Raw genomic sequence first — 14,336 nt, 5'->3', positions numbered from 1 at the left:
CGCGCGATTTCATCTCATCACCGGAGCGCGATCTTAGACCAATGTCGCAATGTTCAGCTCATCTTCGCCTGTTAAATTGGCGTCGCAGGATCAGTGTGCCAGGCGCGGGGATTGGCACATCAGCGACGTTACAATGTTCGGGGACGAACCATGGGAATTTACACACGCGGCGCGGCTGAGCCCGGCAAGCGCAGCATATGCATAAGCACGATTACACGTAATCGTCCGTTCATGCTGCAGAACCTGTTGCAGTCCTATGCCGCCATGGGCGTGCCACATGGTGCCCATCTGCATTTCCTCATCGTCGAGAACAATGAGAAGGCAACGCTGCACGATGTCATCGCGCATTTCCGGGCGCTCATGCCGCAATGGACGGTCCAGTACGAGGTGGAACCGCGCCTCGGCATTGCCCGTGCCCGCAACCATGCGCTGGCATGCGCCCTGGCCGGCAATCACGATCTCATGACATTTGCCGATGATGATGAACGGGTGGAACCCGACTGGCTGATTGAACTGCTGGCGGAACTGGATGCCTCGACGCTCGATATCGTCGGCTCCCCCGTGCGCGCCGCGCCGATTTCCGCCGACGCGCCGTTTTCCGCGCAACTGGTCTGGGCCGGTCTCAACCGCAGGGGCATGGACAGCGAGCGCAAGGCCCGGCGGCGGTGCCAGCGCAACGAAGCGCACAGGATTCTGCTGGCAACCGGCAGCTGGATGGGCAGGCTGAGTTTCTTTGACCGGACGGGCCTGCGTTTCGACGATACGCTTGATCTGGCCGGCGGGGAAGACTGGCGCCTGTACAGGGAAGCCAAAAAACTCGGCGCCAGGACCGGCTGGACGCCGCATGCCATTGCCTACGAAACCGTGCCGATGGACCGGCTGACCCTCGGCTACCATTTCCGCCGTGACCGGGACAGCAGTTCGGTTGAAACCTGCCGGAAGCTCGACCAGCAACGCGCGCTGACCTTGCTGCGCATCCCCGGCTCGCTGGCGATACGGGTGTTCAAACTGTGCAGCTACGCCGCTGCGGCGCCGTTCACGCGCGGCGAAGCGCTGGTGCGGCTGGCGGCATGCATGGGCAGTATTTTCGGCATCTGTCAGGGCTGCCTTGGCAAGAGATCGTCGCACTATCGGCGGACAAGCGGTTTTTGACGATTGCACGCTTGTTATGCGTGGTTCGACAAGCTCACCATGAGGGAGAGTGAGGATTGCAGGGAGCACAATTCTGCAGTCTCCGCGCTTGGCATTGCAGCCGAACCACTTCCCTCATGGTGAGCTTGTCGAACCACGCACAATACGCCACGGTGCGGATGCCGGATCAGACCGCAGTCCTAATGCAATTGCGGGAAGAAAACCGGAATGCTCTCGACGCCGAAACCAAGCTTCTGGTTGACGATGTAGAAGAGGATAAAAACCACGGCTGAAATCGCGGTGGTGATCAGGAATACCCGGCCCATCCGGTGCTTGTGCGGCGCACTGGCGGTCGTGCCCAGCGTGACATCATCCTCATCGGCCTGGGTGCGCAGGCCAAACGGCAGCACGGTGAACAGCGTCAGCCACCAGAAGATGAAATAGATCGCCATTCCAGTTGCGATGGGCATGTCAGACTTGCTCCAGTTCGATCAGCGTCCCGTTGAAATCCTTCGGGTGAAGAAACAGCACCGGTTTGCCGTGGGCGCCGATTTTCGGTTCGCCATCGCCCAGGATACGGGCGCCCTGCTGTTTTAGCTGATTTCGTGCCGCCAGAATATCGGCCACTTCGTAGCAGACGTGATGCATGCCGCCGGACGGGTTCTTTGCCAGGAACGCCGCGATGGGCGAATCCGCATTCAAGGGTTCGAGAAGCTCGATCTTGGTGTTGCCGACATCGATGAAAACGACGGTCACGCCATGCTCCGGCAGAACCTGCGGCTCGGTGAGTGTCGCACCGAGCGTATCGCGATAGACCGCAGACGCTGCGGCAAGATCCGGTACAGCGATAGCGACATGATTCAGACGACCAAGCATCCCTGACCTCACGTGCGGGTTACGAACACGGTAACGATCGGCTTCTTGCCCCAGGCCTCGTTGGCAGCGGCACGGACGGCGCGGCGCACCGCCTCACGGACCATCGCCAAATCCTTGCGCTTTTCACGCGGGATGCTCTGCACCGCACCAACGGCCGCATCGTACAGCAGGTCTTCAAGCAGTTCGCCTTCCCGATCGTTCTCCGGCAGGCCGACCGGCACGATTTCCGGGTCCTCGATGATGTTGTACTTCGCATCGAGCAGCATCGATACCGCGACATGGCCGACATAGGACAGCTTGCGCCGGTCGACAATGCCAACCTCTTCCTCATCGCCGATGAGCTTGCCGTCCTTCATCACACGGCCAAACGGCGCCTGATCGATGATCTCCGCCCTGCCCGGTGCCAGCCGCAGGATGTCGCCATTGCGCACCTGCGGCACCTCGGGAATGCCGGCCATGGCCGCAAGCGAACCCTGCGCCACGAGATGCGCGGCTTCGCCATGCACAGGCACGAGAATGCGCGGCCGCACCCATTCATACATGCGCTTCAGCTCGTTGCGGCGCGGATGGCCCGAGACGTGCACCAACTGATCATCGTCTGAGATGATATGGATGCCCTGCTCGATCAAGAGGTTCTTTGTCTCGATGATCGGCTTTTCGTTGCCGGGAATGGTGCGCGAGGAATAAATGACCGTATCGCCCGCTGACAGCGCGACATTGCGCATTTCATCACGGGCAAGCTTGGCCAGCGCCGCGCGGGATTCGCCCTGGCTGCCGGTGAGAATGATGACGATATTCTCGCGCGGGATGAAACCGTAATCCTCTTCGGAGAGAAATTCCGGAATGCCGTCGAGATAACCCAGTTCACTGGCCACATCGATCATCCGCTTCATCGAGCGGCCGAGCACCAGAACCTGGCGTCCGGCATCGCGGGCGGCGATGGCGATGGAACGGATACGTCCGACATTGGACGAAAAGGTGGTGATGGCCACGCGGCCGCGAGCATTTTCGATGATGTCGCGCAGGCTGTCGCCGACCTCGCGCTCGGAGGGCGATTCCCCGTCACGCAAGGCATTGGTGGAGTCGCACATCATCGCCAGCACGCCTTCGTCGCCGAGGGCTCGGAATCCGGCCTCGTCGATCAGCGGTCCAAGCGACGGCTCCGGGTCCATCTTCCAGTCGCCGGTGTGAACGACGATGCCCAAGGGTGTCCTGATCGCCAGCGAGACCGGTTCCGGGATCGAGTGGGTCACGGCAAGCGCTTCGAACTCGAAGGGGCCGACATTGAACTTTTCGCCGGCGCGGTAAATGGTGACGGGAATATCCGGCGCGCCCGGCTCCGACTGGCGCTTGGCTTCCAGCAACCCGGCGGTGAACGGCGTCGCATAGACCGGCACATTCAACAGCGGCCACAGGTCGAGCAAGGCACCGTAATGATCCTCGTGGGCATGGGTGATCACAATCCCCTTGAGATTGTGCCGCTCGGCCTGCAGAAAACGGATATCGGGAAGAACGAGATCAGCGCCTGGAAGATCCGGTCCGGCGAAGGTGACGCCCATGTCGACGACCACCCATTCGCGCTTGTGTGCGGGGCCATAACCATACATGGCCAGATTCATCCCGATTTCACCAACGCCGCCCAAAGGCAGGAACACGAGCTCTGCCTGATCGGAATTTGCCATTTATACTCCTTACAACCGGCTATCCGGCACTTGCCGATGCAACTGCTCCGAAATGAACATCGCCGGCAGCAATCTTCACCCGTTCCCCATCATTATCGCGTATGACGAAACGGCAGTCTTCGTCAATTGTTTCGAATATACCACGCAGCACCGAGCCGTCGACCCGCACGGCAACTTCACTGCCAATTCCTGCCGCCCGCTTGAGCCAGCGCTTGCGAATGTCGGCAAGCCCGCGCCCCTCGTTCCAGATACGGCTGTTTTCCTGCCAGGCATCGGACAGCGCCAGAAACAGCGTTTCCGCATCGCAGGCCGCACCAAGCTGCTTCAGCGATGTCGCTGGATAAGGCACGTCCTCGGGGTAAGCAACCACATTGACGCCGATGCCGACGACGACGGCAAACCGCCCGTCCGGCAGATGCGTCGATTCCAGGAGAATGCCGGCAAGCTTGGCCTTGTTGGCCAGAAGATCGTTCGGCCACTTCAGCTCGACACGCAAATCCGACCTGCTGGAACCGATACCATCGACGCCGACCGAAACCGCGCCTTGCGGGCAGACGGCGTCAAGCGCGTCCGCCAGGGAAAGCCCGGCGACAAAGCCGAGGGTTGCCGCCGTCTTCAACTCGAAATTGCCGGTCAGCAGCAGGGAAGCTGCCAGATTGCCGTGGGACGTGGCCCAGGCGCGACCGCGGCGCCCGCGCCCGCTTTCCTGCTTCTTGGAGACGATCCACAGCCGTCCGGGATCGCCAGCCTGCGCGCGCTCCAGCGCGACCGCATTGGTCGAGCCGACCGTATCGAAGGCCTCCATCCGGAAGCCGTTTTGCTGCGCCAGCGGCGAGAGCGAGAATCCCATTGATCAGGGTTCCCGGCCTCAGAAGAACGTTTTCGCGGCAGCTTCCGCATAGGTGCTGACCGGTCCGCCGATCAGCACGTAGAGCAGCGTCAGCAGGCCCGAGACACCGAGGACCAGGCGCAGTTCACCGGCAACCGGCACGAACCCGCCAACCGGTTCATCGAACCACATGATCTTGATGATGCGCAGATAGTAGAACGCGCCCACGACCGAAGCCACGATACCGATGATGGCCAGCGCATAGAGATTGGCCTGCATCGCGGCAAGGAAGGTGTACCACTTGCCCCAGAACCCGGCGAGCGGCGGAATACCGGCCAGCGAGAACATGAGGATGGTGAAGATCGTCGCCATGATCGGATTGGTGCGGGACAGGCCGGCCAGATCTTCGATCAGCTCGACATTGCCGTGCTTGCGGCGCATGGCCAAGATGAAGGCAAACACGCCGAGCGTCGTGATCAGGTAGATCAGCATGTAGATCGCCACGCCGCGCACACCGACCTGCGTACCGGCGGCAAGGCCGACAAGCGCATAGCCCATGTGGCTGATCGACGAATAGGCCATCAGGCGCTTGATGTTGCGCTGGCCGATGGCTGCGAATGCACCCAGGACCATCGACGCAATGGCGATGAAGACAATGATCTGCTGCCAGTCATGGGTGATCGGCTGGAACGTCTCGACGGCAACGCGTGTCAGAAGCGCCATGGCGGCCATCTTCGGCGCACTGGCGAAGAAGGCGGTCACCGGCGTCGGCGCACCTTCGTAGACATCCGGCGTCCACATGTGGAACGGCACGGCGGAAATCTTGAAGGCGAGACCGGCAAAGATGAACACGAGGCCGAACACGACGCCAAGCTGACGCTCGCCGCCTGCCAACACCTGGGCGATGCCCTCGAAGCCGGTATGGCCGGTAAAGCCGTAGACGAGCGAAATGCCGTAGAGCAGCATACCCGACGACAATGCGCCGAGAACGAAATACTTCAGGCCGGCTTCGGTCGAGCGGGCACTGTCGCGGTTGATTGCAGCAATGACATAGAGCGCCAGGGACTGTAGTTCGAGGCCCAGATAGAGCGACAGGGTGTCATTGGCTGAAATCATCAAGAGCATGCCGAGGGTCGACAGCAGGATGAGGATCGGGAACTCGAACTTGTCGAACTTTTCCGCCTTGGCGAAGCCAACCGACATGACGAGCGCAACGATCGAGCCGACCAGCGTCAGCACTTTCATGAAGCGCGCGAACGGATCCGACACGAAGGCACGACCGAAGACGTGACCATCGTGCGGGAAGAGAACGAGGATTGCCAATGCTGCAAGCAGCACGGCAACCGCCAGTCCGTTGACCAGGGAATTCGCCCGTTCACCGGAGAAGGCCCCGATCATCAGTAGAGCCAATGCGCCCACTGCGATGAGCAGTTCGGGAGCCATAAGCGTCAGGTTGGCAATCATGTCGGTCTGCATCGGCCTTGGCCTCTTCCTGCTATTTCAGCGCCAGTGTGGCGGCTGCGGACAGCGCGTTATTGTATTGATTGATAAGGGCGTGCACCGAGCTTGCCGTCGCATCGAAGACAGGCATCGGATAAACACCGTAGAAGATGGTGAGGATCACCAGCGGATAGACCACCAGCTTTTCGCGCGGCGACATATCCAGAAGCGACTTCAGGCTTTCCTTGTCCAGCGACCCGAACACGACGCGGCGATAGAGCCACAGCGCATAGGCCGCCGAGAAAATCACGCCGGTCGTTGCAAACAGCGCAACCCAGGTGTTGACGCGGAAGACGCCAAGCAGCGTGAGGAATTCACCGATGAAGCCCGAGGTGCCCGGCAGGCCGACATTGGCCATGGTCAGGACCAGGAACACCACCGCATATTTCGGCATGTTGTTGACGAGGCCGCCATAGGCGGAGATGTCGCGGGTGTGGGTGCGGTCATAGACAACACCGACGCAGAGGAACAGTGCGGCCGAAACCAGACCGTGCGACAGCATCTGGAACAACGCGCCCTGGATGCCCTGCTCGTTGGCGGCGAAGATACCCATGGTCACATAGCCCATGTGCGCAACCGAGGAGTAGGCGATCAGCTTCTTGATGTCTTCCTGCATCAGCGCCACCAGCGAGGTGTAGACGATGGCGACAACCGAAAGCGTGTAGATCAGCGGAGCAAAGTCGGCGGACGCCACCGGAAACATCGGCAGGGAGAAGCGCAGGAAGCCATAACCGCCGAGCTTCAACAGGATGCCGGCCAGAATGGCTGACGCAGCCGTCGGTGCTTCCACGTGCGCATCCGGCAGCCAGGTGTGCACCGGCCACATCGGCATCTTCACGGCGAAGGACGCGAAGAAGGCCAGCCACAGCCAAGTCTGCATGGAGGCCGGGAACGGATAGGCCAGCAGCGTCGGGATATCGGTCGTGCCAGCCTGCCAGTACATGGCCATGATGGCCAGCAGCATCAGCACGGAGCCGAGCAGCGTGTAGAGGAAGAACTTGAAGCTGGCATAGACGCGGCGCTTGCCGCCCCACACGCCGATGATGATGAACATCGGCACCAGCACGGCTTCGAAGAACACGTAGAACAGCACGATATCCAGCGCGCAGAACACACCGATCATCAGTGTCTCCAGCACGAGGAAGGCAATCATGTATTCCTTGACCCGGCTCTGGATGGCTTCCCAGCTGGCCAGGATGCACAGCGGCATCAGGAATGTCGTCAGGATGACGAACAGCATCGAAATGCCGTCCACGCCCATGTGATAGGAAATCCCGGAGTCGAGCCAGGCTGCCTTTTCCACGAACTGGAAGCCGGCATGGCCCTTGTCGAAATAGTACCAGATCGGCAGGGAAAGCAGGAATGTGATGACCGTCGTCCACAGCGCCACGTTGCGGATATTGCGCCGCGCGGATTCACCGTCATCCCGGATCAGAAGGATCAGGAATGCACCGACCAATGGCAGGAAGGTAACAGTCGATAGAATTGGCCAGTCGGTCATCAGAAGTTGCTCCCGAGCATCATCCACGTGACGAGTGCGGCGACCCCAATGAGCATCGCGAACGCATAATGATAGAGGTAACCGGTCTGCAGGCGCACCACGCGGTTGGTGACATCCACGACGCGGGCCGAGATACCATCCGGACCATGGCCGTCGATCAGCCAGCCATCGCCCTTCTTCCACAGGAACCGTCCAAGGGCTTTGGCCGGACGCACGAACAGGAAGTCGTAGAGTTCGTCAAAATACCACTTGTTGAGCAGGAACTGGTACAGGCCGCGGTGCTGCTCGGCCAGCCGGACGGGTGTCTGCGGCGAGCGGATGTAGAAGTACCAGGACAGGATGAAGCCTGCGAGCATCGCAAGGAACGGCGAGGCAGCAACCAGAGCAGGCACATGATGGTGCAGCTCGAGGATCTCGTTTTCCTTGCCGGTGAACAGTGCACCCTTCCAGAACTCGGCATATTCGTGGCCGAAGAAGTATTCGCGGAAGATGACGCCGGCAAACAGCGCGCCGATGGCGAGGATGAACAGCGGTACCAGCATGACATAAGGCGATTCATGCACGTGATGCATGACGTCGTGCGACGCGCGCGGCTTGCCATGGAACGTCATGAAAATCAGGCGCCATGAATAGAAGCTGGTGAACAGCGCTGCGATAACCAAGAGGATGAAGGCATAGCCTGCCGCCGGGCTGGCCGACGCATAGGCCGACTCGATGATCGCATCCTTGGAGAAGAATCCGGCGGTGCCGATCGACGTGCCGGGGATGCCGAGGCCGGTCAGCGCGACGGTGCCGATGACCATCATCCAGTAGGTTTGCGGGATCAGCTTGCGCAGGCCGCCCATGTGACGCATGTCCTGCTCGTCGGAAACCGCGTGAATGACGGAACCGGCGCCAAGGAACAAAAGGGCCTTGAAGAAGGCGTGCGTGAACAGGTGGAAAATCGCCGCGCCATAGGCACCCAGACCAAGCGCCACGAACATGTAGCCGAGCTGCGAGCAGGTGGAATAGGCGATAACGCGCTTGATGTCGTTCTGCACCAGGCCGACCGTGGCGGCAAAGAAGGCGGTCGTCGCGCCGACAAGCGTCACAACGATCAGCGCCGTGTGCGACAGTTCGAAGATCGGCGACAGGCGCGCAACCATGAACACGCCTGCGGTCACCATCGTTGCCGCATGGATCAGCGCGGACACCGGTGTCGGGCCCTCCATGGCGTCAGGCAGCCAGGTGTGCAGCAGGAACTGCGCGGATTTGCCCATCGCGCCCATGAACAGCAGCAGGCAGGCAACCGTGATCGCTTCCTGCTTGCCCAGGGCATAGCCGAGGAAATTCAGGACAACCTTGCCGTCCCCTGCTCCCTCTGCAGGAAGATACTGGGCGGCGGACTGGAACAGCGTGTCGAACTGAACCGTATCGAACAGCACGAACAGTGCGAAAATACCGAGAAGGAAGCCGAAATCGCCGACGCGGTTGACGATGAAAGCTTTCATCGCCGCGGCATTGGCCGAAGGCTTCTTGAACCAGAAACCGATGAGCAGGTACGAGGCAAGGCCCACGCCTTCCCAGCCGAAGAACATCTGAACCAGATTGTCGCCGGTCACCAGCATCAGCATGGCGAAGGTGAAGAGCGAGAGATAGGCGAAGAAGCGCGGCCGATGCGGATCGTGATGCATGTAGCCGATCGAATAGGTATGGACGAGCGCCGACACCGTGTTGACGACGATCAGCATGACAGCGGTCAGCGTATCGATGCGCAGGGCCCAGTCGAAGCTCAACGAACCGGACTCGACCCAGTGCATGACCGGAACCTTGAACGCCTCGCCATGGCCGAGCGCCACGGTCGTGAATGCGATCCATGAGAGAACCGCAACCACGATCATCAGACCGGTGGTGACATACTCGCTCGCCTTCGCGCCGATGGACGAGCCGAACAGACCCGCGATCAGAAAGCCGAGCAGCGGAAGGAAGACAATCGCCAGATACAGCATGCCCCCGTCAACCTTTCATCATGTTGACGTCTTCTACGGCAATCGATCCACGATTGCGGTAGAACACGACGAGAATAGCCAGACCGATGGCAGCCTCAGCGGCCGCTACGGTCAGGACAAACAATGCAAAAACCTGTCCGACCAGATCACCCAGTGCAGCGGAGAACGCCACGAAATTCAGGTTGACGGCGAGCAGGATCAATTCGACCGACATCAGGATGACGATCACGTTCTTACGATTGAGGAAGATACCGAAGATCCCCATCGTGAACAGGAGCGCCGAAACTGTCAGATAATGTGCAATACCGATGACCATCATGCGCTCCTGTCAAATACCCTTGCCCGTTTCGACCTGCTTGACCTCGATGGCCGTTTCAGGCGTGCGTCCGACCTGCTGCGAGATGTTCTGGCGCTTGATGCCTTCCTTGTGGCGAAGCGTCAGCACAATCGCGCCGATCATGGCGACCAGAAGCACGAGACCGGCAATCTGGAAGTAGTAGATGTAATCCGTGTAGAGGATGTCGCCGAGCGCCGCCGTATTGGTGCGCGTGGCGATATCGGGTGTCGGCTGAACAACCACGCGGCCAATACTTGGCGTGAAGACCGAACCGCCGAGAACGACAATCAGTTCCACCGCAAGGATCATGCCGACAAGCGCGCCGATGGGCGCATATTGCAGCGCGCCGCGCTTCAGTTCGGTAAAATCCACGTCCAGCATCATCACGACGAAGAGGAAGAGGACGGCCACCGCGCCGACATAGACCACAAGAAGGATCATCGCCAGGAATTCAGCACCCGTCAGCAGGAAGAGCCCCGCCGCGTTGAAGAAGGCGAGGATCAGAAACAGCACGGAGTGCACGGGATTACGCGCCGCAATCACCATGAACGCACTGGCGACGGTGATGAAGGCGAAGAGATAAAAAAACGCCGCCGCAATACCTGTCAGCATGGGTTCCCCCGATTTCCATTCCGGCAGACTGTTCTGCCATTTTAAAAGCGATTCACGGAGATTCCGCGTATTCGCAGCCTCATAACGCATGTTCCGGGCGGGTAGAAGCACCCTGCCCTAAGACACATGCGCGCACTCGGACGGGACGACGCCCCATCCACTCAATTGTTACCGGTACGGCGCATCCATTGCGATGTTCCGTGCCAGCTCGCGTTCCCAGCGGTCGCCATTGGCGAGCAGCCGGTCCTTGTCATAATAAAGCTCTTCACGGGTTTCCGTGGCGAACTCGAAATTCGGGCCTTCGACGATGGCATCCACCGGGCAGGCTTCCTGGCAGAAGCCGCAATAGATGCACTTCACCATGTCAATGTCATAACGCACCGTGCGGCGCGTTCCGTCATTGCGGCGCGGACCGGCTTCGATGGTGATGGCCTGCGCCGGGCAGATCGCTTCGCAGAGCTTGCAGGCAATGCAGCGTTCTTCGCCGTTGGGATAGCGGCGCAGGGCATGTTCACCGCGGAAGCGCGGGCTGAGCGGTCCCTTTTCGTAGGGGTAGTTCAGCGTCGCCTTCGGCGCGAAGAACTGGCGCATCGACAGGAAGAAGGCGCCGACGAACTCCGCCAGTAGGAGCGATTTAGCAGCTTGTGCGAGTTGTGCCATGCTGATTCTCCTTACGGTGTCAGGCCGGTGATTTTAAGAAATGCCGCGGTGGCGATGACCATGAAGAGCGAGATCGGCAGGAACACCTTCCAGCCCAGACGCATCAACTGGTCGTAGCGGTAGCGCGGAACGAATGCCTTCACCATGGCGAACATGAAGAAGACGAAGAAAAGCTTGAGCATGAACCAGATGATGCCGGGTACCCAGTTCAGGAACCAGACGTCAACCGGTGGGAGCCAGCCGCCGAGGAACAGGATCGTGGTCAATGCGCACATCAGGGTGATGGCGACATATTCACCAAGGAAGAACAGCAGGAACGCGGTCGACGAATACTCGATCATGTGACCGGCTACGAGTTCCGATTCCGCTTCGACCAGATCGAAAGGCGGGCGGTTGGTCTCGGCCAGCGCCGAGATGAAGAAAATGACGAACATCGGGAACAGGCCGAGCCAATGCCAGTCAAGGAAGGTATTGGGCAGGCCGACCATGGTGCCGAGACCGGTCTTCTGCGACAAGACGATATCCGTGAGGTTCAGCGAACCGACAGTGAGCAGAACGGTGACGATGACGAAACCGATGGAGACTTCGTAGGACACCATCTGCGCGGCGGAGCGGAGCGCACCGAGGAACGGGTACTTCGAGTTCGATGCCCAGCCGGCCATGATGACGCCGTAGACTTCGAGCGAGGAAATGGCGAGCACATAGAGAATGCCGACATTGACGTTGGCAATCGCCCAGCCCTCATTGACCGGAATCACCGCCCAGGCCGCCATGGCCAGCACCGAAGACACCAGCGGGGCCAGAAGGAAAATGCCCTTGTTGGCGCCGGATGGAATGATCGGTTCCTTGACCACGAACTTCAGAAGGTCGGCGAAGGATTGCAACAGGCCGAACGGTCCAACGACGTTCGGGCCACGGCGCAACTGAACTGCCGCCCAGATCTTGCGATCCGCGTAAAGCAGGTAGGCGATGATCAGCAGCATCACCACGAGCATCAGCACTGATTTTCCGAGGATAATCAGCAGCGGCAGGATGTAGGTTGCGAAAATATCTTCCATATCAGTCTCTTCCCCGCCTACTCGGCCGCCTGCTTGAAGCCGCCCTTGGCCAGCGCGGAACATTCAGCCATGACGGCTGAGGCGCGGGCGATCGGGTTGGTCAAGTAGAAGTCTTGGACCGGCGATACGAAGGCCGTCTTGTCAACGGTGCCCGACGCATTGGCCAGTTTCTTGATGTCGGCAGCATCACCGGCCTGGATGGCGTCGACGACGGCCAGGTGCGGGTATTCTGCATAAAGTTTTGCACGCAGGGCGGCAAGCGAGTCGAATGGCAGCTTCTTGCCGAGCACATCGGACAGTGCGCGCAGGATCGCCCAGTCTTCCTTGGCATTGCCCGGCGCAAAGGCGGCGCGGTTGGTCATCTGCACACGGCCTTCGGTGTTGACGAAGGTGCCGGACTTTTCCGTATAGGTCGCGCCCGGCAGGATCACGTCGGCATTGTGCGCGCCCTGATCGCCATGGGTGCCAATATAGACGGTGAAGGCACCGCCCTTGCCGGCCCAGTTCAGTTCGTCGGCGCCGAGCAGGAACAGCACGTCGAGTGCCCCCTGCATCTGCGCGACCGACTTGCCGCCTTCGCCCGGCACGAAACCGATATCGAGTGCACCGACACGGCTTGCAGCCGTATGAATGACGCCGAAACCGTTCCAGTCATCGGCAAGCGCGCCGGTATCCGCAGCAATCTTGGCAGCGAGACCGAGAACCGCATTGCCATCCGCACGGCTGAGCGCGCCCTGCCCGATGATGATAATCGGCTTCTTGGCCTTCTTCAGCACCGCATGGAATTTCAGCGAGCCATTGGCAAGTTCCGCCAACGTGTCCGCACCGGCGCCGAGATATTCGTAGTTGAAACGCAGGTCGGCCTGTTCGCCGATCAGCGCAATCGGAATTCCGGCAGCGCGCCAGCGCTTGCGCAGGCGGGCATTGAGCAGCGACGCTTCAAAGCGCGGATTGGAACCGATGATCAGTACCGCGTCAGCGTCTTCGATACCGTCAATGCTCGGATTGAAGATATAGGAGGCGCGGCCATTGGCCGTGTTCAGGACCGTTCCGTCCTGACGTCCGTCGATATTGGCGGAGCCGAGCGATGTGACGAGCTGCTTGAGCGCATACATTTCTTCGACGCTGGCCAGATCGCCGGCAATCGCCCCGATCCGGTCGCCGGTCGTCTTGGCAACGGCAGCCTTGATCGCCTCGAACGCTTCCGGCCAGCTTGCCGGAACCAGACGGCCATCCCGACGCACATAGGGGCGGTCGAGGCGCTGGGTGCGCAGGCCATCCCAGATGAAGCGGGTCTTGTCGGAAATCCATTCCTCGTTCACCGCCTCGTTGACGCGCGGAAGAACGCGCATCACTTCGCGGCCGCGGGTATCGACGCGGATCGACGAGCCGACGGCATCCATCACGTCGATGGATTCAGTCTTGGTCAATTCCCACGGACGGGCCTGGAAGGCGTAGGGCTTGGATGTCAGCGCACCGACCGGGCAAAGATCGATCACATTGCCCTGCAGCTCCGATGTCATCGCCTGCTCGAGATAGGTGGTGATTTCGGCATCTTCGCCGCGGCCGATCAGGCCGAGCTCGGAAATACCGGCCACTTCGGTGGTGAAGCGGACGCAGCGCGTGCAGTGAATGCAGCGCGTCATGACCGTCTTGACGAGCGGTCCGATATATTTGTCTTCAACGGCGCGCTTGTTTTCCTTGTAGCGCGAGGAATCCACGCCAAAGACCATCGCCTGATCCTGCAGGTCGCACTCGCCGCCCTGATCGCAGATCGGGCAATCCAGGGGATGGTTGATCAGCAGGAATTCCATCACGCCTTCGCGGGCCTTCTTGACCATCGGCGTGTTGGTGAAAATCTCCGGAGTCTCGCCGTTCGGGCCCGGACGCAGGTCGCGTACGCCCATGGCGCAGGACGCGGCAGGCTTGGGCGGTCCGCCCTTCACTTCAATCAAGCACATGCGGCAATTGCCGGCGATCGACAAACGCTCATGGAAACAGAATCGCGGCACCTCGGCACCCGCCGTTTCCGCAGCCTGCAGAAGCGTGTAGTGATCCGGTACTTCGATTTCCCTACCGTCGACTTTGATCTTTGCCATCGTCTGTCCAACCTCGCGGAACATTCCGCATTTTCATTTGGCATTCCCGCGAAACCGCTGAAA

13 protein-coding genes are annotated in these 14,336 nt (G+C 60.2%); 1 reads left to right on the top strand and 12 read right to left on the bottom strand.

The annotated features are described in order from the left end of the window. Nucleotides 1-150 precede the first annotated feature (150 nt). On the top strand, nucleotides 151-1,152 hold the full coding sequence (locus RDL77_RS14015) for a glycosyltransferase family 2 protein (protein ID WP_288193371.1): 1,002 nt from the start codon (nucleotides 151-153) through the stop codon (nucleotides 1,150-1,152). Nucleotides 1,153-1,331: 179 nt separating this feature from the next. Here RDL77_RS14015 and RDL77_RS14010 read toward each other — a convergent pair whose 3' ends face one another. The 12 genes from RDL77_RS14010 to nuoG form a co-directional block, all read right to left on the bottom strand. After that, nucleotides 1,332-1,601, bottom strand: a complete 270-nt coding sequence (locus tag RDL77_RS14010; RefSeq protein WP_223615180.1) for a DUF1467 family protein — start codon at nucleotides 1,599-1,601, stop codon at nucleotides 1,332-1,334. 1 nt (nucleotide 1,602) lies between these two features. Then, a complete protein-coding gene (gene mce, locus RDL77_RS14005) occupies nucleotides 1,603-2,007 on the bottom strand; it encodes a methylmalonyl-CoA epimerase (RefSeq protein WP_223615181.1) in 405 nt (134 codons plus the stop codon). 8 nt (nucleotides 2,008-2,015) lie between these two features. Continuing rightward, nucleotides 2,016-3,689 carry a ribonuclease J gene (locus RDL77_RS14000; protein ID WP_223615182.1) on the bottom strand — a complete coding sequence of 558 codons (1,674 nt, stop codon included), beginning with the start codon at nucleotides 3,687-3,689 and terminating at the stop codon, nucleotides 2,016-2,018. Between the two features lie 19 nt (nucleotides 3,690-3,708). Further along, a complete protein-coding gene (locus RDL77_RS13995; RefSeq protein ID WP_223615183.1) occupies nucleotides 3,709-4,539 on the bottom strand; it encodes a biotin--[acetyl-CoA-carboxylase] ligase in 831 nt (276 codons plus the stop codon). An 18-nt stretch (nucleotides 4,540-4,557) separates the two neighbouring features. Then, the gene (nuoN, locus tag RDL77_RS13990) at nucleotides 4,558-5,994 is read right to left on the bottom strand and encodes an NADH-quinone oxidoreductase subunit NuoN (RefSeq protein WP_223615184.1); all 1,437 of its coding nucleotides are present in this window, start codon (nucleotides 5,992-5,994) and stop codon (nucleotides 4,558-4,560) included. A 19-nt stretch (nucleotides 5,995-6,013) separates the two neighbouring features. Next, the gene (locus RDL77_RS13985) at nucleotides 6,014-7,519 is read right to left on the bottom strand and encodes an NADH-quinone oxidoreductase subunit M (protein ID WP_223615185.1); all 1,506 of its coding nucleotides are present in this window, start codon (nucleotides 7,517-7,519) and stop codon (nucleotides 6,014-6,016) included. Then, nucleotides 7,519-9,507 carry an NADH-quinone oxidoreductase subunit L gene (gene nuoL, locus RDL77_RS13980; protein WP_288193369.1) on the bottom strand — a complete coding sequence of 663 codons (1,989 nt, stop codon included), beginning with the start codon at nucleotides 9,505-9,507 and terminating at the stop codon, nucleotides 7,519-7,521. Before nuoL ends, RDL77_RS13985 begins: the two co-directional genes overlap by 1 nt. A 7-nt stretch (nucleotides 9,508-9,514) precedes the next feature. Continuing rightward, nucleotides 9,515-9,823 (bottom strand): NADH-quinone oxidoreductase subunit NuoK, encoded by a 309-nt coding sequence (nuoK, locus tag RDL77_RS13975; protein WP_091883761.1) that lies wholly within the window; start codon nucleotides 9,821-9,823, stop codon nucleotides 9,515-9,517. 12 nt (nucleotides 9,824-9,835) lie between these two features. Beyond that, the gene (locus RDL77_RS13970; protein WP_223615187.1) at nucleotides 9,836-10,456 is read right to left on the bottom strand and encodes an NADH-quinone oxidoreductase subunit J; all 621 of its coding nucleotides are present in this window, start codon (nucleotides 10,454-10,456) and stop codon (nucleotides 9,836-9,838) included. Nucleotides 10,457-10,624: 168 nt separating this feature from the next. Continuing rightward, entirely contained in the window at nucleotides 10,625-11,116 is a 492-nt protein-coding gene (gene nuoI, locus RDL77_RS13965; RefSeq protein ID WP_091883764.1) for an NADH-quinone oxidoreductase subunit NuoI, read from the bottom strand. Between the two features lie 11 nt (nucleotides 11,117-11,127). Then, nucleotides 11,128-12,174, bottom strand: a complete 1,047-nt coding sequence (nuoH, locus tag RDL77_RS13960; RefSeq protein ID WP_223615188.1) for an NADH-quinone oxidoreductase subunit NuoH — start codon at nucleotides 12,172-12,174, stop codon at nucleotides 11,128-11,130. Between the two features lie 17 nt (nucleotides 12,175-12,191). Continuing rightward, nucleotides 12,192-14,273 (bottom strand): NADH-quinone oxidoreductase subunit NuoG, encoded by a 2,082-nt coding sequence (nuoG, locus tag RDL77_RS13955; RefSeq protein WP_288193366.1) that lies wholly within the window; start codon nucleotides 14,271-14,273, stop codon nucleotides 12,192-12,194. Nucleotides 14,274-14,336: the final 63 nt, after the last annotated feature.

This window comes from uncultured Phyllobacterium sp. (assembly GCF_902479695.1).
Classification (GTDB): Bacteria; Pseudomonadota; Alphaproteobacteria; order Rhizobiales; family Rhizobiaceae; genus Phyllobacterium; species Phyllobacterium calauticae.
Note: the sequence above shows the minus strand (reverse complement) of the source record. Positions and strands in the feature narration are given on the sequence as shown.

Excerpts from the sequence above, each read along its gene's own strand:
- RDL77_RS14015 (WP_288193371.1), top strand. The coding sequence starts at position 151 with ATGGGAATTTACACACGCGGCGCGGCTGAGCCCGGCAAGCGCAGCATA.
- RDL77_RS14010 (WP_223615180.1), bottom strand. The coding sequence starts at position 1,601 with ATGCCCATCGCAACTGGAATGGCGATCTATTTCATCTTCTGGTGGCTG.
- mce (WP_223615181.1), bottom strand. The coding sequence starts at position 2,007 with ATGCTTGGTCGTCTGAATCATGTCGCTATCGCTGTACCGGATCTTGCC.
- RDL77_RS14000 (WP_223615182.1), bottom strand. The coding sequence starts at position 3,689 with ATGGCAAATTCCGATCAGGCAGAGCTCGTGTTCCTGCCTTTGGGCGGC.
- RDL77_RS13995 (WP_223615183.1), bottom strand. The coding sequence starts at position 4,539 with ATGGGATTCTCGCTCTCGCCGCTGGCGCAGCAAAACGGCTTCCGGATG.
- nuoN (WP_223615184.1), bottom strand. The coding sequence starts at position 5,994 with ATGCAGACCGACATGATTGCCAACCTGACGCTTATGGCTCCCGAACTG.
- RDL77_RS13985 (WP_223615185.1), bottom strand. The coding sequence starts at position 7,519 with ATGACCGACTGGCCAATTCTATCGACTGTTACCTTCCTGCCATTGGTC.
- nuoL (WP_288193369.1), bottom strand. The coding sequence starts at position 9,507 with ATGCTGTATCTGGCGATTGTCTTCCTTCCGCTGCTCGGCTTTCTGATC.
- nuoK (WP_091883761.1), bottom strand. The coding sequence starts at position 9,823 with ATGGTCATCGGTATTGCACATTATCTGACAGTTTCGGCGCTCCTGTTC.
- RDL77_RS13970 (WP_223615187.1), bottom strand. The coding sequence starts at position 10,456 with ATGCTGACAGGTATTGCGGCGGCGTTTTTTTATCTCTTCGCCTTCATC.
- nuoI (WP_091883764.1), bottom strand. The coding sequence starts at position 11,116 with ATGGCACAACTCGCACAAGCTGCTAAATCGCTCCTACTGGCGGAGTTC.
- nuoH (WP_223615188.1), bottom strand. The coding sequence starts at position 12,174 with ATGGAAGATATTTTCGCAACCTACATCCTGCCGCTGCTGATTATCCTC.
- nuoG (WP_288193366.1), bottom strand. The coding sequence starts at position 14,273 with ATGGCAAAGATCAAAGTCGACGGTAGGGAAATCGAAGTACCGGATCAC.